This window comes from Arthrobacter sp. ASL1 (genome assembly GCF_056680475.1).
This window is the reverse complement of record NZ_CM155284.1, coordinates 2,532,612-2,550,812: the sequence shown is the minus strand read 5'-3', so window position 1 is coordinate 2,550,812 and position 18,201 is coordinate 2,532,612. Positions and strand designations below refer to the sequence as shown.

Sequence of the window (18,201 nt, the reverse complement as noted above, 5' to 3'; positions counted from 1 at the left end):
AGGGTCTAACGTTGGCCGGCACCCCATCCGGTGCACCACGTCACCTGATGAGGAATACATGAGTACCGAGATCCAGAGCCCGTCACCACGGGTGGCCCCCACCCCCGCCGCCCCGACCACGCCCTCAGACGCGGAGGGCCGGGGCGGCCGCCGATGGATGGCGCTGTTGGCAGGGCCCCTGGCGGGGCTGGCGCTCGCGCTGGTCCTGCCCGGGTCGCTGGCCTTCGAGGGGCGGGCCGTGGCCGGGTGTGCACTCTGGATGGCCATCTGGTGGATGACCGAAGCCGCCCCGATTCCGGTCACCTCGCTGTTGCCGCTGGTGTTGTTCCCGCTCTTCGGGATGGACACCATGGCGAACGTTGCCTCCCCCTACGCCAACCCCGTGGTCTTCCTGGTCATGGGCGGCGTGATCCTGGGGTTGGCGACCGAGAAAAGCAACCTCCACCTGAGGATTGCGTTGCTGACCATCAAGATGGTGGGGACCCGGCCAAGCCAGATCGTCTTCGGGCTCATGCTGGCCTCGGCATTCATCTCCGCCTGGGTATCTAACACGGCCACGGCCGTCATCATGGTCCCCATCGGCGTTTCCATCCTGCAATTGGTGCGCAGCATCGACAAGGACGCAGTGGATGCCAAGTTCTCCGCCTCGATGATGTTGGGCATCGCCTACGGCGTGACCATCGGTTCGATGGCCACGCTGATCGGCCAGCCGCCGATGGCCCTGATGAAGGCGTACCTCGGCTCCGAACAGGGATACGACATGGGCTTCGGCAAGTGGATGCTCGTCAGCGTCCCGGTCGCCGCCGTGATGCTGTTCGTCGCCTGGCTCGTCCTGACCAAAATCGTCTTCCGCACCGCCCTGGAGCAGATCCCCGGCGGCACGGAACTCATCCGCAACGAGCTGGCCAAACTGGGCCGCCTCACGACCCCGGAACGCCGGGTCGGCGCGATCTTCCTGCTGGCGATCTTCTTCTGGGTGGCAGTGCCTTTCATCGCGCAGATCCCCGCCGTGGCGCAGGCGCTCCCGTTCCTCGGCACCATTAATGACACGCAGGTGGCCATGGCTGCCGCGGTCGCCACGTTCCTTGTCCCGGCCCGCAAGCGCTCCGAGAACCTGGGTACGGTCCCGCTCCTCGGCTGGGAATCAGCGCGGGACATCCCGTGGGGCCTGCTCCTGTTGTTCGGTGGCGGCCTGAGCCTGTCGGCAATGTTCACCAAGACCGGCCTGTCCACCTGGATCGGCGACCAGGTCGGCGGCCTGGCGGGGCTGCCTCCGGTCGTGATCCTGCTCGTGGCCGCCGTGGTCGGCCTCGGCCTGACGGAGCTGACGAGCAATACCGCGACGGCCGCGGCATTCTTCCCGATCATGGGAGCCGTGGCGGTCGGAGTGGGACTTGATCCGATCTTGATGACCATCGTGATGACCCTGGCGGTGTGCTCGGCCTACATGCTGCCGGTGGCCACCCCGTCCAACGCGGTCGCCTTCGGCTCCGGGGAGGTATCCATCAAGCAGATGGTCCGTGCCGGCCTTTGGCTGAACCTGGTCTCCATCGTGCTGATCACGGTGGTGCTGTTCACGTTGCTGCCGCTGGTTTTCGGCACCTCCGTCTAACGATGCCCGGTGGCCCGGGGCGGATGCACGCCGACGATCAGTGCCGCGGTGCGGTGTATTCGATGCCGCGCGCGGCCAGGACCCCCAGCTGCAGGACCAGCCACGGGCTGAAGGCCCACGGCGTCGCGGCGACGGCGGCAGCGAGGTTCGCCGGGGCCACCCAGTGGTACTCGGCCACCTCGCTGTCCCGCGGCGCCGGGTCTCCCGGGGCAACCGCGAAATGGACGGGGCAGAACTCGTTCTCCACGATCCCCGAGGCGTCCACGGCCCGGTAGGCGAAGTCGGGCAAGACCTCGTGGACCACGCCGAGATCCAGTCCCAGCTCGTAGCCGGCACGACGCCGGACCGCCTCCTGGCTCGACTCCCCCGGTGCCGGATGCCCGCAGACCGAGTTGGTCCACACCCCCGGCCAAGCCCGCTTCTCCAGCGAACGGCGCGTGACCAGAACCCGCCCGTCCTCGGCGAAGACGTGGCAGGAAAAGGCGAGATGCAAAGGCGTCGTGCTGGTATGCACTTCCGATTTGAGTGCCGTGCCGATCTCGCGGTGCCCGGCGTCCAGCAACACGACGCACTCACGCGCTTCCCGTCGCGGCATCTGCCCCGTCACGTGTGCTCCTACCCGTGGTTGTGCCGGCATCATCCGGAGGTCCACTCGGAACCATAGCCGATACGTAGACATACGGAACTTCCTTCGAGCAAAAATTCACCAGAGGCGATGGGCGGTCCCCACGGGTCTAGTTCCCCGCGAACCATCTCCCGGTGGCGCCATTGATCACCGTCGCGGCCGCCTCTGGCGAATTGGGGCCTTCGGGCGCGTGCTGCGTATTCGCATCAAGTCGCACGTTTTTGGTCTTGATGGCAACGAGCTGCTGGTCCACAAGCAGCTGCCGTGATCCTTCGGGACCACAGTGCGCACGCACGATCGGGGCGAACACCGGCCGAACGACGTGCGCATTGCGGGCAACTGTACGTAATGCGTACAACGGCTTAGAATGGGACGCAGGTCACCGTCGGCGGTGACAACATCCAGTCCCGAGTGAGGTTGATAGCGTTGAGCACCATCGAACAGTCCTATCTGGTCGGCCTGATCGGCGAAGGCGTCGAGCCCTCACTCAGTCCCTCGATGCATGAGGCCGCCGCCGACGCGCACGGCCTGCGCTACCTCTACCGGCCCATCGACCTGTTGGCGCTCGGCCGCGACGCCTCCGCCGTCGGCGAACTGCTGCGCGCCGGGCGCGATCTGGGCTACAACGCCTTCAACATCACCCACCCCTGCAAGCAGGTGGCGATAGCGGAACTCGACTCGATCTCAGCACACGCCCAACGCCTCGGTGCCGTGAACACGGTCTTCATCCGTGACGGCAAGTTCCACGGCGAGAACACGGACTTCTCAGGCTTCGGCTTCGGGCTGCGTACCGGTTTGCCCGACGCCCCGCTGGGCAGCGTACTCCAGCTCGGCGCCGGCGGCGCCGGCTCCGCAGTCGCCCATGCCCTGCTCGAGGCCGGCGTCGGACACTTGGCTCTTGTGGACACCGACGCAGCCCGCGGGACCGCGTGCGCCGCCGCCCTGACCGAGCACTTCCCCGTGGCCACCATCACCGCCCACGCCCCCGGCGAGGTCCCGGCACTGCTGAAGGCCGCCGACGGCCTGGTCAATGCCACCCCGATCGGCATGCACCAGCATCCCGGCCTGCCGCTGGATATCGCGGCCCTGGAACCGCGCCACTGGGTAGCCGACGTCATCTACCGCCCCGTCGACACCGAGCTGATCCTCGCCGCGGCAGCCCTCGGTTGCCGGACCTTGGACGGCGGCTATATGGCCGTTGGCCAGGCGGTCGGCGCCTTCACACTCATCACCGGAATCGAGCCGAACGCCGACCGGATGCGCGCCCACTTCCTTGACATGATCGACCGGGGGCTCTGACCATGCGCACGTCCATCGCCACGGTCTGCCTCTCCGGCACCCTCGAGGAGAAGATGCTCGCCTGCGCCCGGGCAGGGTTCGACGGCATCGAGATCTTCGAACAGGACCTGGTGGTCAGCCCGAGGTCCCCCGATGAGGTCCGTGCCCTGGCCGACCGGCTCGGCCTTACCCTGGACCTGTACCAGCCCTTCCGCGACTTCGAGGGCGTCGCCGAGGACGTTCTGGCGGAGAACCTGCGCCGCGCCGAAGCCAAGTTCGAGCTGATGGACCGTCTGGGCATCGACACCTTGCTGGTGTGCAGCAACGTCTCAACCGCCACCCTCGACGACGACGCGGTGGCCGCCGCCCAGCTGCGCCGCCTCGGCGAGGCGGCCCAAAGCCATGGCATCAAGTTGGCCTACGAGGCGCTGGCCTGGGGCCGCTTCGTCAACACGTACCGTCACGCCTACCGCATCGTCCAACTCGCCGACCACCCCGCCGTCGGCACCTGTCTGGATTCCTTCCACATCCTCTCGCGCGCCGACAACCCGGCTGCCATCGCCGACCTGGACCCGGCGCGGATCTTCTTCGTCCAACTCGCCGATGCGCCCGTCCTTTCGCTGGACATCCTGTCCTGGAGCCGCCACTACCGCGTCTTCCCGGGGCAGGGCGGATTCGACCTGCCCGGGTTCATGGCCCACCTGGTGAACAGCGGTTACGACGGCGCCGTGTCACTGGAGATTTTCAACGACACCTTCCGCCAGTCCAACGTCCAGCGCACGGCCATCGATGCGATGCGCTCGCTGCTGTGGCTGCAGGACCGCACCGCGGCCCTGCTCGGCGAGACGGCTTCCGGATTTCCGATGCGGTTGGCCTCCCTGCCCCCTGCGGCGGCACCCACCAGCATGGACTTCGCCGAGATCCGCACCGAGGACGCCGAATCGGTCGCCGACCTGCTGGACCATCTGGGCTTCACATTCGTGGGCCAGCACCGCCGAAAACCCGTCCAGCTCTGGACCCAGGGGGCGGCCCGCATCATCATCAATGGCCAACGCGCCACCGATGCCGCGGCATCGATCTCCGCGCTGGGGTTCCAGGTCGCTAACCCGGATACCAGTCTCGCGCGAACGCGCGGCCTGCGCGCCGCGCCGGTCCCGAGACAGAACACCGCCGACGAGGCCGTGCTGCGCGGAGTGATCGCCCCCGATGGCACCGAAGTCTTCTTCGGCGCCGATACCCCCACGCCCGCCTGGGTCCAGGAGTTCGGCGCCACGGTGGGCCCGGGAGCCGGGGAGGCACCGGCGTCGTGCCTGGTCACCGGAATCGACCACGTGAACCTGGCCCAGCCCTGGCAGGCGTTCGACGAGGCGGTGCTCTTCTACGAATCGGCGCTGCGGCTCTCGACCCGCCCGGCCACCGAGGTCCCCAGCCCGCTGGGCCTGGTCCGTAGCCAGGTCATGCGCACCGACGACGGGGCCGTCCGGCTGGCGTTGAACCTGGTGCCCCAGGTCCTGGACGGCGGCGGGCCCGGGGACCACCGGCACCCGTATGCCGAACACGTGGCGTTTGCGACCACCGACATCGTGACCTTGGCGCGGCAAGCCCAAGAGTCGGGCATGGAGTTCCTGCCGATCCCGGAGAACTACTATGAGGACCTGGCCGCCCGCTTCGGGCTGGAGGCGGGGATGCTGGACACGCTGCGCGGATTGCAGCTGCTTTACGACCACGACGAATACGGCGCGTTCCTGCACTTCTACACGGGGACCGTGGGCCGGTTGTTCCTGGAGGTCGTGCAGCGCCTCGATGGGTACGATGGCTATGGTGCGCCCAACGCGCCGGTCCGCCTCGCCTCCCAGTTCGAGCATAACCGGCTGCGGGCGGGCTGACAGACCACCACGAAGAGCGAGGATGCCATGATTGCCGACACCGACGACGCGGTGCCCGACTACTTCGTGAAGTCAGCGGACAAGGTGCTGCAGATCCTGTTGGCGTTCACCTCGGCCTCGCCGACGCTGACCGTCTCGCAGGCGGCGGCGGCGACCTCGATGTCGCGTGCCGCGGCCCGCCGGTTCCTGCTCACGCTGACCGACCTGGGCTACCTGCGCACTGACGGCGCCACGTTCACCCAGACCCCGCGAGTGCTGGACTTGGGCGCCAGCTACCTGTCCTCGCTGAACCTGCCCGACATCGCCCGGCCGCACCTGACCGAGCTGGCCCACCGGCTGGACGAGACGGCCACGCTGTCCACCCTCGACGGGCAGAACGTCATCTACATCGCCCGGGTCGCCGCGCCGCGCCTGCACAGCGTGACAGTGAACCTGGGCAACCGGCTGCCGGCCTGGGGAACCTCGATGGGCCGTGTGCTGGTCGCCGCGCTGCCCGAACCGGCCCGCGAACGCTTCTTCGCCGGAGCCGAGCTGGTCGGCTACACGTCCAACACGATTACCAGCATGCAGAAGCTGCGCGAGGAAATCGAACTGGTCCGTGGCCGGGGCTGGTCGCTCGTCTCGCAGGAGCTCGACGTGGGGCTGCGCGGCCTGGCCGTCCCGGTGCGACGGGGCGACGATGTCATCGCCGCGCTGAACGTATCGATCCAGTCAGGCCGCCAGGGCGCTCCCGATGTCCAGGACGACCTTGTTCCGGTGCTGCAGGAGGCTGCGGCACGGATTGCCGACGACTTCGGCGGCCGTACCGTCTAGGGCCAGCAGGAGCCGGTACGTGATGCCCCGGCTCCCCGTGAGGCTTGGTACGCCAGGTTCCTTGTGGATGTTTCCTTGTCCGTGAGCACTACGATGAGGACGATCGCGAGCATCGCCCTCCAGAAGTGCGCCACCATCGGTTTAGAACCTGTCTCCAGCACTCGAGTTTGGGCAACGAGCGGTCACAGGTCAACGCCGAGGGCCCCGTTCCATACTGAGAACGGCAATTCTCTTCCGCCGACCGCGGCGCCGGCTTCTGCAGTACATCTGAGGAGTCCAGGAGGCGCGGCAGGCGTCGGTCAGTCGAGCAGGAGCGCCGGTTCCTCCATAATGGCCGCGACATCAGCCATGAACCGCGCCGAGAGGTCCCCGTCGACGACGCGGTGGTCGAAGCTGCCGCCGAGGGTGGTGATCCACCTCGGGATGACTTCACCGGAGACGACCCACGGCTTTTGCCGGATCGTGCCGAAAGCGACGATGGCCACCTCGCCCGGGTTGATGATCGGCGTGCCGGTATCGATGCCGAGGGCACCGATATTGGTCACCGTGAGCGAGCCGCCGCGCATGTCCTCAGGCTTGGTCTTGCCTTCGCGGGCCGTGACGGCCAGGCCATTGAGGGCGACGGCGAGTTCCTTCAGGCTCAGGTCCTGGGCGTCCTTGATGTTCGGGACCAGGAGTCCACGCGGGGTGGCCGCGGCGATGCCCAGGTTCATGTAGTGCTTGACGTGGATCTCCGCGGCGCCATCGGGCTGGTCAACCCAGCTGGCGTTGACGCTGGGATTGCGGGCTGCGGCCCAGATGACGGCCTTGGCCAGGATCAGCAGTGGGGAGACCTTGATGCCCTCGAAGTCCCGGGACTTCTTGAGCCGCTGGGTGAACTCCATGGTGCGGGATGCGTCGACGTCGACAAAGATGCTCACATGCGGAGCGCTGAAGGCGGACTCCACCATGGCCTTGGCGGTGGCTTTGCGCACACCGCGGACGGGTTCGCGGGTCACCCGGTCCTCGTCGACGGTTCCAGGCATCCAAAAGGTCCCGGCCTGGTCCTGCTCGGCCTCGCGTTGGCCCTGGTAGGAGATGAGGTCCTCGCGGGTGATCTCCCCACGCAATCCGGTTCCGCTGATCTTGGCCAGGTCGATGCCCAGCTCCTTGGCGATCTTGCGAACCGGCGGTTTGGCCAGCACACGGTCAAGAAGCTGGGAGACCGACTGGCGGGCGGCGACCGCGCGGGCACCGGCGCTGGTTGCCGTGCCGACCGGAGCCGACGCCGGCTGCGGTGCCGCGGCCGGAGTCCCGGTGGACGGTACCCGGGGAGCCGCGGGCACCGGGCGGATGGCAGTGGCCGGAGCCGGAGCTGCAGCCTGGGTGCCGCGGTGGTTGCGCGGCCGGCGTCGTACGGGATCCGCCTTCGGCCCGGAGCCGACCAACGGCCCCGGCGCCTTCTCCTCTGAGGCGGCGTCTACCACCGCCGGTGGCTCGACGACCTGATCGACGGCGAAGGGCGCGGACTCGGTGCCGGGTTCCTGCGGGACAGGGACCTCCTGCCCGGTTTCGTCGACACTGAAGAGCGGCTGGCCGACCTCGACGGTCTGTCCTTCGGAGGCGTGCAGCTCGGTCACCACTCCGGCAAACGGGCTGGGCAACTCGACGAGGGACTTGGCCGTCTCGATCTCCACGAAAACCTGGTTGATCGCCACGGTGTCACCGGGTTTGACCTTCCAGGAGGCGATGTCGGCCTCGGTCAGGCCCTCTCCGACGTCCGGCAGTTTGAAGGTACTCATGGATGGCTCCTTGGGCGCGTGCTGTTCGGGGTGCCGGATGGCTTAGTACTCGAAGGAACGGTCCAACGCATCGAGCAGCTTGTCGATGTCCGGCAGGTACTGTTCCTCGACCTTGGCCACGGGGTAGGGCATGTGGAAACCACCAACCCGGATCACGGGTGCCTCGAGCGAGAGGAATGCCCGTTCGGAGACGCGGGCTGCGATTTCGCCGCCGATACCCCCGAAGGTGGGGGCCTCATGGGTCACGATCAGCCGGCCGGTCTTCTCCACCGAGGCGATCACCGTGGCGAAATCGATGGGGCTGATCGACCGCAGATCGATGACCTCGATGCTGCGTCCGTCCTCCGTGGCAGCCTCGGCGGCGGCCAGCGCCACCGGGACGAGCGGCCCGTAAGTGACGATCGTGGCGTCGGTTCCCTCGCGGATGACCTGCGCGCTGAAGGCGTCCTGGGCCGGGGTCTCGGTATCGACCTCGCCCTTGAGCCAATAACGGCGCTTGGGTTCGAAGAAGATCACCGGGTCCTGGCAGGCGGCAGCCTGCTGGATCATCCAATAGGCGTCGTTAGGGTTGGACGGGGTGATGATGCGCAGGCCGGGGGTGTGGGCGAAGAGCGCTTCTGGCGATTCCGAGTGGTGTTCGATGGAGCCGATCCCGCCGCCATACGGGATGCGCACGACGACGGGGGCACCGAACCGGCCTTCGGAGCGGGCGCGCATCTTGGCCAGCTGGGTGGTGATCTGGTTGAACCCCGGGAAGACGAAGCCGTCGAACTGGATCTCGGCGATCGGGGCGTAGCCGCGCAGACTCATGCCGATCGAGGCGCCGATGATGCCGGATTCGGCCAGTGGCGAGTCGACGACCCGGTCGGTTCCGAAATCGGCCATCAGGCCCTCGGTGACGCGGTAGACGCCGCCGAGCCGGCCGATATCCTCGCCGATCAGCAGGGACTTCGGATTCTCGTCCAGTACGCGGCGCAGGCCGGAGGAGAGGGCCTTGGCGATGGTCATCGTGGTCATCGGGCATCTCCCTGCGGCTCAGTGGACGTCACGTCGGCATCGGTGAACCCGGCCTCGTACCGGAGGTGGAACTCCAGTTCCTCGCGGATCAGCGGGTGGGCTTCTGCATAGACATTGGCGAACGATTGCGCCAGGGTCGGTGCCGGGAAGGCCAATGCCTCGCGGCGGACCCGGGCGGCCATCTCATCGCCGTCGGAGGCGAGCTGCACGAAGAAGTCCTCATCGACCAGGTTCTGGGCACGCAGGTACTTTTCCACGCGGGTCAGGGGGTCCTTCGGCCCCCAGGTCTCCTCCTCGACCGCCGTGCGGTATTTGGTGGGGTCATCGGCCGTCGTGTGCGCGCCGACCCGGTAGGTCTCGGCCTCAATGAGTACCGGCCCGCGGCCGGATCTGGCGTGCTCGAGGGCCCAGCGGGTGACGGCATGCACGGCCAAGACGTCATTGCCATCCACGCGGATGCCCGGGAATCCGTACCCGGCGGCGCGCTGCACCAGAGGCACGCGGGACTGGACCTCGAACGGCACCGAGATGGCCCACTGGTTGTTCTGGCAGAAGAAGACCACCGGCGCCTGGTTGCTCGCGGCGAAGACCATGGATTCATGGGTGTCGCCCTCGGATGATGAGCCGTCGCCGAAGTAGGCGACCACGGCGGTGCCTTCGGCGGCGAGCCGTTCGGCATCCCAGCCCGCCTGATCGCGCTGGATGCCCATGGCGTATCCGGCGGCGTGCGGCATCTGGGCGGCGAGCACCATGGTGTACATGTGGAAGTTGTTCTCCCGGGGATCCCACCCGCCATTGGAGATGCCGCGGAAGATCCGCAGCATCTGCGGGAAGTCCACGTCGCGGGTCAGCGCAACGCCGTGCTCGCGGTAGGTGGGGAAGATGTAGTCGCGCGCCTCGGTGGCCCGCCCCGAACCGATCTGGGCGGCTTCCTGTCCGCGCAGCGGCACCCAGAGGGCCAGCTGGCCCTGGCGCTGCAGGGCCGTGGCCTCCTCGTCGAACCGCCGGGTCAGGGCCATGTCACGGTAGAAGCCGCGCACCCGCTCGGCATCGACGTCTGCCAGATAGGGCGAGTACACGCCATCCTGCCGAAGCTCTCCGTCTGGCGTGAGCAACTGGACCATGTCGGTTGCCGCCGTCGCCTGTGCGGTTGAGGTCATGCGCGTGGATACCCTTCGCTCGGATATATGCCGCCTACGGAATGCATACCGTGGGAGGCATATAACGGAAATACCCCTCCAGCCTACTGGGCAGGGGGCTTCCGGCCGGAAATGGTGACCGGCTAGGAAAGGGCGGGTCGTTTTGGATAGTTGCTACAAAGCTCGAGGAAACGCGTGTTGGCCTCCTCCTCGCCAATGGTCACCCTGAGCCCCTCGGTGCCGAAGGCGCGGACGGAGAGCGCATGCTCCCCGGCGACCCTGGCAAACTCGGGGGTCTCGTCGCCAAAGGCGAGCCAGACGAAGTTGCCCTGGGCGTCGGGAATCTCCCACCCGAGCTTTCGCAGTCCCTCGACCACGCGGGTTCGTTCGTCAACGACGCGTTGTACGCTTTCGACAACATCGTCGATGCTCTCTATCGATGCCACGGCCGCCTTTTCCGCCAGGCTCGAAACGGCGAACGGGGTGGCGATAACGCGCAGGTACTGGGTGATCGACGGGTGGGAAATGGAATATCCCACCCGCAGGTTGGCCAGACCGTGGGCCTTGGAGAACGTCCGCAGGACCACGACGTTGGGGTACTTCCGGTACATCTCGATGCCGTTTACGGCGTCGTCCCTGCGGACGAATTCGTTGTAGGCCTCGTCGATGACGATCAGCACGTTCGCGGGAACGGAGTTGATGAACTTCTCAACCTCGGCGGTAGTCAGCACCGGGCCCGTGGGGTTGTTGGGCGTGCACAGCAGCACGACGGAGGTCTGGGCGTTCACCGCAGCGGCCATGGCGTCCAGATCGTGCCGGCCGTCCGGCAGGTTCGGGATCTCGATGGCATCCGCCCCGGTGGTCTGCACGACGATGGGGTAGGCCTCGAAGGAGCGCCAGGCGTAGATGACCTCGTCCGCGACATCGTCGTCGTTCTGGCCTGCGAACGTCTGCAGGATCTGGGTCAGTGCGCCCAGGCTCCCGGCACCCGTGACGATGTCCTCGGCGGGCACATCGAGATATCCGGCCAGGGCCTCGCGCAGCTTCGTTGCCAGCGGGTCCGGGTAGCGGTTGAAGTCGACGCCCTCGCGGATGGCCTCCAGCACGGCCGGCACCGGCGGCTGCGGGTTCTCGTTGGAGGACAGCTTGTAGGAGGTCAGGCCTGACACGGCGGCCGGGGGTTTGCCCGCTGCGTACTTCGGAAGCAGGTCCAGTACGGGACGTGGTTGCACCTCGACGGGCGTGACGGGGTTCTCGTTGCTCATGGTCCTAGCCTATCGCCGCGGACGATCCCCCGGGGCCGGCACAGGACCGTATGCGAGGATGTGCCCATGTTCCGATTCATCGTCAAAGTCATCGTCAATGCCCTGGCCTTGGCCGCCGCGACCTGGCTGTTGCCGGGCATCACCGTCGGTTCCAGCGCCGTCAGCGAAGCCACCGGGAACGACTCGGTCGGCACGGTCGTCGCCTACCTGTTCATCGGCCTGATCTTCGGCATCGTCAATGCGGTGGTCAGGCCCATCATCGGGTTCCTCTCGCTGCCGATCACCTGTCTGACGCTGGGGCTCTTCGCGATCGTGATCAATGCGGCCATGTTGGTGCTCACCTCGTGGCTGAGCAGCTACACGCCCATTGGCCTGCACATCGACACATTCTTCTGGGACGCGGTTCTCGGCGCGATCATCATCAGCGTCGTCTCGGCAGTGATCGGCTGGGTCATCCCCGACAAGGAGCGCTAGGCGCCGCCCCTGCGCCCCACGGCATGGTGGGGCGGTCAGTGCGCCGGTGCCGCATGCAGGCCCTGCCGTAAGGATCCGCGCAGCGGGCGGCGCACCGGCTTGATCCGACCGGCGGTCCGGGCACGCCCGCGCCGCAGACCCACGGTCGTCACCGAAACGGCTGTGGCCCCTGCGAACACAGCACCCAGTGCTTGCCGGGCCTCGACGACGTTGGGCTCGGTACTGGTCGCCAATTCACCCGCGAGCGCACTGTAGTTACCCAGCTGGTGCGCCGCGCCAAAGCCGCCGGCATTCATGTCGGTGCCGGCCGCATAGCCGTTGAAGTGCACGGTGACCTGGTTGCTGGTCTCGGGATTGGGCCGACCGTCGAGTCCCGGGACCATGTCGTCCTGATGCTCGAGATGCAGTCCGCGAACGCCGTCGGGCAGCGGGGTTCCCCCGACGGGCGCACCGGTGGTCACCACATATTCGACGTCGTAGGTTCGCGCGATCCGCGGGTCAACCGCCAGGTTGGCGGCGTGTATTCCACCCTGGCTATAGCCCGTGATGACCAGCCGGTCCCCAGGTTGGGCCCCCACGGCATGCAACGCCTCGGCGGCCGCCTCACCGACATACAGGCTGTCGAGCCCGGCGGCCTCCACGATTCCGCCCTCATCGAACGGATTCAACGGCAGCGACGCACGGCGATCGCCCGCAGGCTCCGTCCCGGGCAAGGTGAGGACGTGGACCGGCCCGCTCGGCGTCTGAGCCGTGGACACCAGGATGGCACCCTCGCCGGAGATCGGCGCTTCGGCCCGACGCTGCAAGTCCATCAGGTTCGGCAAGGTGCCGGTGAAGGGTTTCGGAGCGGCGCGGGAGATCGAGACGCTGCGGATCCGGCGGATGTTGAACAGCAGGCGCACGGCCGCCATCGAGGCCAGACCGGTGCCCAGACGCTCGGCGATTCCGGTGCGGAATGGACCGCCATGTTCCCGGTCGGCCACCAGTCGCGCCACGACCCGCAGTGTCGATGCCGCGACCGGCTGGGACTCCGGCTTGCCCCCCAGGGCCAGCCAGGCCAGGGCGTACCCGGGGGCGGCATTGATCAGGTCCTCGGTCGTTTGCCCGTCCGGGTGGCCGTGGTTGGAAGCCACCTCACCACCCAGCCGGTCAACGACCGTCGCGGCACGCACCTGGTAGGCCTGCTGCCGGGCCCGTCGCTCGGCGTCCTCATAGCCAGCGCGGCTGGCCTCGAGCCCGGTGCGGCATTCCGCAAGACGGTCACCCACGTCGATCGCCAGCGAGTTCGAGTTCCGCAGGTGTTCCTCGGCGGCCCGGGAGAACTGCCATGTCTCCGGGGAAGAAGGCGGCCCGGCATCGGCCAAGGCGGACGAGACGAGCATCCGAACCATGGCCAATCCGTCGCCGGCCCGCCCGAGCAGCGCGGCGGCCCGTTCGAACTCGTCGAGCTGGTAGTCCACGCTGGACACTCCACCGGAACTGCTATGGCTCACCGTCCGTCCCCCGGAAATCGCTCCCGGCCCTGCTGGATCGCCGCCAAGACATCCTCGAGCTCACGCGGAATGGCATCCAGCCGGCCCAGGCACTCCTCCAGCCGGCGACGGTAGGCGATCCCGGCCGGCGAGCGCCATTGCACGCCCAGTGCCGACAACAGTCCGGCCCGGGCAACGGACAGCTCGGCCAGCGCGTGCCGCGTCCTGCGCTCCAGCAGATCCCAGTTGTACACCACGCCTCCCTTGCCGCCCCGGATATCCCCAACGCTAGGCGGGCTCTCCCACCAACGCAGGAGCCGGCGTCGTGCCTGTGGATATCGGCGCCCGGCGGACGGCGGGGGCAGGGGCCGTCCCGCGTCATGCGGTGCCGGTGGCCGGGCGGGCCATGAAAGAATGGGCACCATGGCTGAATCCGCGCGCACATCCCTTGCTTCCGAACCGCTGGCACTTGGTGCCCTCGACGGCCGCTACCGGTCGGCGATCGCCCCGCTGGTGGACCACCTCTCGGAGGCGGCGCTGAACCGCAACCGCGTCCATGTGGAGGTCGAGTGGCTGATCCACCTCACGTCGCATTCCGTGTTGCCGGGCACCTCCCCGTTGTCCGCGGACCAGGCGGCCGCGCTGCGCCGGATCGTCACCGAATTCAACGCCGCTTCGGTGTCTGAACTGTCCGAGATCGAGGCCATCACCGTCCACGACGTCAAGGCCGTGGAGTACTACATCAACCGCCGCCTGCCGGGCATCGGCATCGAGGCGCTGACCCCGCTGGTGCACTTCGGCTGCACCAGCGAGGACATCAACAACCTCTCCTACGCCCTGGGTGTCAAGGACGCGGTCGAGGACGTCTGGATGCCAGCGGCCCGCGCCCTGGTTCAGCAGATCACGGCCATGGCCGAGACGACCCGTGCCGTGCCGATGCTCTCGCGTACGCACGGGCAGCCGGCAACCCCGACGACGCTGGGCAAGGAGCTCGCCGTCACCGCCTGGCGGCTGACCCGCCAGCTGGAGCGGATCGCGCGCACCGAGTACCTGGGCAAGATCAACGGGGCCACCGGCACCTACGCCGCGCACTACGCCTCCGTGCCCGGGGCCGCCTGGCAGCAGGTCTCGCGGACGTTCGTCGAGGGCCTCGGGCTGGACTGGAACCCGCTGACCACGCAGATCGAATCCCACGACTGGCAGGCCGAGCTCTATGCCGATGTCACGCGGTTCAACCGGATCCTGCACAACTTCTGCACCGACGTGTGGAGCTACATCTCCATCGGCTACTTCAAGCAGGTACCGGTCGCCGGCGCCACGGGATCCTCGACGATGCCACACAAGGTCAACCCGATCCGCTTCGAGAATGCCGAGGCGAACCTGGAGATCTCCAACGGGTTGTTCGACACCCTGGCCGCCACCCTGGTGACCAGCCGCTGGCAGCGAGACCTCACCGATTCGTCCTCGCAGCGCAACATCGGCACCGCGTTCGGCCATTCGCTGCTGTCGATCTCCAATGTCGCCAAGGGCCTGGAGCGCCTGGACGTCGCCGAGGACGTGCTGGCCGAGGACCTGGAGCACAACTGGGAGGTGCTCGGCGAGGCCATCCAGATGGTCATGCGCGCCGAGGCCATCGCCGGGACGGCGGGCATGGAGAACCCCTACGAGCGGCTCAAGGAGCTCACCCGGGGCAACCGCGTCGACGCCGCGCGCATGCAGGAGTTCGTCGCCGGGCTGGGCCTGGGCGACGAGGCGGCAGCCCGGCTGAAGGCCCTGACACCGGGGACCTACAACGGCATTGCCGCGGAGCTGGTGGACCACCTCAAGTGAGGTCGGGCCGTTGACGAGCCCGGAGTCAAGGCTCGTCCCCGGCCTGGTCTACGCCGCCCTGTCCACGGCGATCGTGAGCTCGCTGGGCATGCTCCTGGTGCCCACGGTGTCCCAGGAGTTGGACGTCTCAGTCAACACCGCGCAGTGGATGCTGACCGTGAACCTCCTGGTGGGGGCGATCGCCACACCGGTCATGGGCCGGTTGAGCGACGGGCCGCACAAGCGTCGGCTGCTGCTGGTCTCCCTGGGCGTCATCCTGCTCGGGTCGGTCATCGCCGCCCTGGCCACCACCTTCCCCCTGTTCCTGGTCGGGCGCGCCCTGCAGGGACTGAGCTACGGGATCGTCCCGGTGACGATCTCCCTGGCCAGGCGCTACGTGGAGGCACCAAAGGTCCAGCCCTCGATTTCCAGCCTGTCCGTGACCGTCTCGACCGGAATCGGCATCGGCTACCCGCTGACCGGCATCATCGCCGGTCTCTTCCAGTTCCAGGTCGCGTTCTGGTTCGCCGCGCTGTTCGTGCTAAGCGCCATCGTCGTGGTCCTGCGCACGGTTCCGGCCGGGCCGGACGAGCGGGCGCCGCGCCTGCCCTTCGACTTCGGGGGCGCAGCCCTGCTGGGCCTGGGGCTGGGCGCCTTGTTGCTGGCCGTCAGCGAGGGTCCCACCTGGGGTTGGGGATCGACCCGGACCGTCGGCACCTTCATCGGTGCCGCCGTGGTGCTCACCGCCTGGGTTTTCACCGAACTACGATTGCCCCACCCCCTGGTCAACTTGCGGGTCCTGCGCACCGGCGATGTCCTGCTGGCCAACGGCACGGCCGTTGGGCTGGGGGCCGCCATGTACATCGCCCTGTCCATTTCCAGCCTGGTCGCCCAGGCTCCGGCCTCCACCGGCTACGGGATCGCACTCCCCGTCTTCTGGGCCGGATTCGTCATGTTCCCGCTCTCGGTGGGCAGCTTCGCCGCGAACCGCCTGGTGCGGCGACTGGTGGGCCGGGTCGGCCTCACCACGCTCCTGCCACTGGGCACCGCGCTGATGGCCGCCTCGGGGACGATGCTCTGGCTTGCCCACTCCCAACTGTGGGAGATCCTGGTGGGCATGCTCGTGTTCGGCCTCGGCATGGGAGCCAGCTACGCGGCCATGCCGGCACTGATCGAACGCAGTGTGGCCACCTCCGAACTCGGCAGTTCCGTCAGCTTCAACCAGGTTCTGCGCACAGTCGGCAGCTCCTTTGGCACCGCGGTTTCGGCGGCTATCTTCGCCACGCATCTGGAACCGGACCTGCGCCCGAGCGGCGACGGGATCACCGCGGCCTTCGCGCTCGGTGCCGCACTGTGCACTGTGGTCTTCCTCGTGCTGTTCGTCCACCGGATAATCCACGTGCGAGGCCGAGGGGCCAGCTCCAGATAGTCAGCCCCTGAACGAATCAACGCCAACATGACCTGCCCCCTTGGTGATTGGGGTCACGTGCTTTATCATCGAATTAGTCAGATACCGCACGACTGTTCGGAATACGCACAACACCCCACGTGTGATCATGTATCAGCACCAGCTCCAAAGGACTCCCCCATGGCACCGAAACCCGCCACCTCCCCCGCAGTTCCAGGCTCGGATCAGGCCCGACGCCTGCGTCGCGCCCGCAAAGCGGCCTTGGCCGCCTTCCTGGGCGGCATGCTCGAGTACTACGACTTCTTCGTCTACGCGACGGCCGCTTCCCTGGTCTTCTCCCACATCTTCTTCCCGGGAGGGGACCCGACCATCGCCCTGCTGGCGTCGTTCGCGACCTTCGGCGTCGCCTATGTCGCCCGGCCGTTTGGCGCCGTCGTCTTCGGCCACCTGGGCGACCGGATCGGCCGCAAGAACACCCTGGTGCTGACGCTGGTGGTCATGGGCGGGTCCACCTTCCTGATCGGCGTGCTGCCCGACTTCCACACCGCTGGCTACCTCGCCCCGGCCCTGCTGGTCTTCCTGCGCCTATGCCAGGGCCTGTCGGCCGGTGCCGAGACCGCCGGTGCCTCCGCGCTGACCATGGAGGAATCCCCGGTGGGCCGGCGCGGGTTCTTCCCGTCGTTCGCGATGAGCGGCATCTCGGCCGGCATCGTGCTGGCGTCCCTGGTCTTCCTGCCCGTGGCCGCCATGAGCGAGGCGGACCGCCTGGCGTGGGGCTGGCGCATCCCGTTCCTGCTCTCCGTCGTCGTGCTCGTCGTCGCGTTCCTGGTCCGCCGCTCGCTCGACGAACCGGAGATCTTCGAGGCCAAGGCCGAAAAGAACGACCTGGTCAAGCTGCCGTTCATGGACATGTTCAAGACCCACCCGGCACAGTTCCTGCAGATCTCGATGATGTCGTTCGAGACCGTGACCAACACGTTCATGCAGGCGTTCGGACTGGCCTATGCGGTCAGCGTCGGGATCCCCGCCTCGACCATGCTGATGGTCAGCATCGTGGGCAATGTCCTGGCCATGGCCACCCAGCCGCTGTGCGCCCTGTTCTCCGACAAGTACGGCCGCCGTCCGATCTTCATCGCCGGTGTCCTGGGGTCCGGCGGTCTGATCTGGGTCTACTTCTGGGCGATTTCGACGGCGCAGATCGGCCTGGTCTTCGTGGTCAGCACGGCCATCACCGCCGGCACCTACGCCATGTCCAACGCCATCTACCCGGCCTGGTTCTCCGAGCTGTTCAATGTGCGCGTGCGCTACTCGGGCGTGGCGATCGGGCTGCAGGTGGGCATTGTCTGCGCCGGGTTTACCCCGCTGCTGGGCACCGCGCTGGTCGGGGGCGTCCATGCCAACTGGGGCCCCGCCGCGTGGATCGTCGCCGGATCCTCGATCATCGCCGTCGTCGGCGCCTGGTGGGCCCGGGAAACCTACCAGACCCCGATGGAGCAGCTGGGCAACCACGTGCACCATCCGGAGGCCGACCCGCAGGACATGCCGGCCACCTCGGGGCACCGGCACGTCGCGGGCTGATCCCGGGCACCGAACGCTGCGGGTCCGTCCGACCACCTTGGTTT

16 protein-coding genes are annotated in these 18,201 nt (G+C 67.6%); 8 read left to right on the top strand and 8 right to left on the bottom strand.

Translation table 11 applies throughout. The annotated features are described in order from the left end of the window. Nucleotides 1-58: 58 nt before the first annotated feature. Nucleotides 59-1,612, top strand: a complete 1,554-nt coding sequence (locus tag AC1MEQ_RS12085) for an SLC13 family permease (protein ID WP_479791045.1) — start codon at nucleotides 59-61, stop codon at nucleotides 1,610-1,612. A 37-nt stretch (nucleotides 1,613-1,649) separates the two neighbouring features. Here the strand turns inward: AC1MEQ_RS12085 and idi are convergent, their stop codons facing one another. Both idi and AC1MEQ_RS12075 read right to left on the bottom strand, forming a co-directional pair. Further along, nucleotides 1,650-2,207, bottom strand: a complete 558-nt coding sequence (gene idi, locus AC1MEQ_RS12080) for an isopentenyl-diphosphate Delta-isomerase (RefSeq protein WP_479796119.1) — start codon at nucleotides 2,205-2,207, stop codon at nucleotides 1,650-1,652. Between the two features lie 139 nt (nucleotides 2,208-2,346). Next, nucleotides 2,347-2,490 (bottom strand): hypothetical protein, encoded by a 144-nt coding sequence (locus AC1MEQ_RS12075; RefSeq protein ID WP_479791044.1) that lies wholly within the window; start codon nucleotides 2,488-2,490, stop codon nucleotides 2,347-2,349. 173 nt (nucleotides 2,491-2,663) lie between these two features. On the opposite strand from AC1MEQ_RS12075, the gene AC1MEQ_RS12070 reads away from it, so the two are divergent. The 3 genes from AC1MEQ_RS12070 to AC1MEQ_RS12060 are packed head-to-tail and all read left to right on the top strand — an operon-like array spanning nucleotide 2,664 to nucleotide 6,214. Next, nucleotides 2,664-3,536, top strand: a complete 873-nt coding sequence (locus tag AC1MEQ_RS12070) for a shikimate dehydrogenase (protein WP_479791043.1) — start codon at nucleotides 2,664-2,666, stop codon at nucleotides 3,534-3,536. Nucleotides 3,537-3,538: 2 nt separating this feature from the next. Further along, nucleotides 3,539-5,401, top strand: coding sequence for a bifunctional sugar phosphate isomerase/epimerase/4-hydroxyphenylpyruvate dioxygenase family protein (locus AC1MEQ_RS12065; RefSeq protein ID WP_479791042.1), 1,863 nt, complete (start codon nucleotides 3,539-3,541; stop codon nucleotides 5,399-5,401). 27 nt (nucleotides 5,402-5,428) lie between these two features. Then, nucleotides 5,429-6,214: an IclR family transcriptional regulator domain-containing protein gene (locus AC1MEQ_RS12060; protein ID WP_479791041.1), complete on the top strand. Its 786-nt coding sequence runs from the start codon at nucleotides 5,429-5,431 to the stop codon at nucleotides 6,212-6,214. A gap of 299 nt (nucleotides 6,215-6,513) precedes the next feature. On the opposite strand, the gene AC1MEQ_RS12055 is transcribed toward AC1MEQ_RS12060, so the two are convergent. The 4 genes from AC1MEQ_RS12055 to AC1MEQ_RS12040 all read right to left on the bottom strand — a co-directional run bounded on the left by AC1MEQ_RS12055 (nucleotide 6,514) and on the right by AC1MEQ_RS12040 (nucleotide 11,416). Further along, on the bottom strand, nucleotides 6,514-7,995 hold the full coding sequence (locus AC1MEQ_RS12055) for a dihydrolipoamide acetyltransferase family protein (protein WP_479791040.1): 1,482 nt from the start codon (nucleotides 7,993-7,995) through the stop codon (nucleotides 6,514-6,516). A gap of 42 nt (nucleotides 7,996-8,037) precedes the next feature. Further along, entirely contained in the window at nucleotides 8,038-9,012 is a 975-nt protein-coding gene (locus tag AC1MEQ_RS12050; RefSeq protein ID WP_479791039.1) for an alpha-ketoacid dehydrogenase subunit beta, read from the bottom strand. Next, nucleotides 9,009-10,172, bottom strand: a complete 1,164-nt coding sequence (gene pdhA, locus AC1MEQ_RS12045) for a pyruvate dehydrogenase (acetyl-transferring) E1 component subunit alpha (RefSeq protein WP_479791038.1) — start codon at nucleotides 10,170-10,172, stop codon at nucleotides 9,009-9,011. The genes AC1MEQ_RS12050 and pdhA overlap by 4 nt, the downstream gene beginning before the upstream one ends. Nucleotides 10,173-10,294: 122 nt before the next feature. After that, nucleotides 10,295-11,416 (bottom strand): histidinol-phosphate transaminase, encoded by a 1,122-nt coding sequence (locus tag AC1MEQ_RS12040; protein ID WP_479791037.1) that lies wholly within the window; start codon nucleotides 11,414-11,416, stop codon nucleotides 10,295-10,297. A 66-nt stretch (nucleotides 11,417-11,482) separates the two neighbouring features. Between AC1MEQ_RS12040 and AC1MEQ_RS12035 the strand changes: the two genes are divergently transcribed. Continuing rightward, a complete protein-coding gene (locus tag AC1MEQ_RS12035) occupies nucleotides 11,483-11,890 on the top strand; it encodes a phage holin family protein (RefSeq protein ID WP_479791036.1) in 408 nt (135 codons plus the stop codon). A 35-nt stretch (nucleotides 11,891-11,925) separates the two neighbouring features. On the opposite strand, the gene AC1MEQ_RS12030 is transcribed toward AC1MEQ_RS12035, so the two are convergent. Together AC1MEQ_RS12030 and AC1MEQ_RS12025 are read right to left on the bottom strand one after the other, a co-directional pair. Further along, nucleotides 11,926-13,383 (bottom strand): hypothetical protein, encoded by a 1,458-nt coding sequence (locus AC1MEQ_RS12030; RefSeq protein ID WP_479791035.1) that lies wholly within the window; start codon nucleotides 13,381-13,383, stop codon nucleotides 11,926-11,928. Beyond that, nucleotides 13,380-13,616 (bottom strand): hypothetical protein, encoded by a 237-nt coding sequence (locus AC1MEQ_RS12025; protein ID WP_479791034.1) that lies wholly within the window; start codon nucleotides 13,614-13,616, stop codon nucleotides 13,380-13,382. The genes AC1MEQ_RS12030 and AC1MEQ_RS12025 overlap by 4 nt, the downstream gene beginning before the upstream one ends. A 169-nt stretch (nucleotides 13,617-13,785) precedes the next feature. Here AC1MEQ_RS12025 and purB point away from each other — a divergent pair, with 169 nt between their 5' ends. From purB to AC1MEQ_RS12010, 3 genes are all read left to right on the top strand, one after another. Then, complete coding sequence (gene purB / locus AC1MEQ_RS12020) at nucleotides 13,786-15,192, top strand: adenylosuccinate lyase (protein ID WP_479791033.1); 1,407 nt, start codon at nucleotides 13,786-13,788, stop codon at nucleotides 15,190-15,192. A 10-nt stretch (nucleotides 15,193-15,202) separates the two neighbouring features. Beyond that, nucleotides 15,203-16,600, top strand: coding sequence for an MFS transporter (locus AC1MEQ_RS12015; RefSeq protein ID WP_479791032.1), 1,398 nt, complete (start codon nucleotides 15,203-15,205; stop codon nucleotides 16,598-16,600). A gap of 159 nt (nucleotides 16,601-16,759) precedes the next feature. Continuing rightward, nucleotides 16,760-18,157 (top strand): MFS transporter, encoded by a 1,398-nt coding sequence (locus tag AC1MEQ_RS12010; RefSeq protein WP_479791031.1) that lies wholly within the window; start codon nucleotides 16,760-16,762, stop codon nucleotides 18,155-18,157. Nucleotides 18,158-18,201 lie beyond the last annotated feature (44 nt).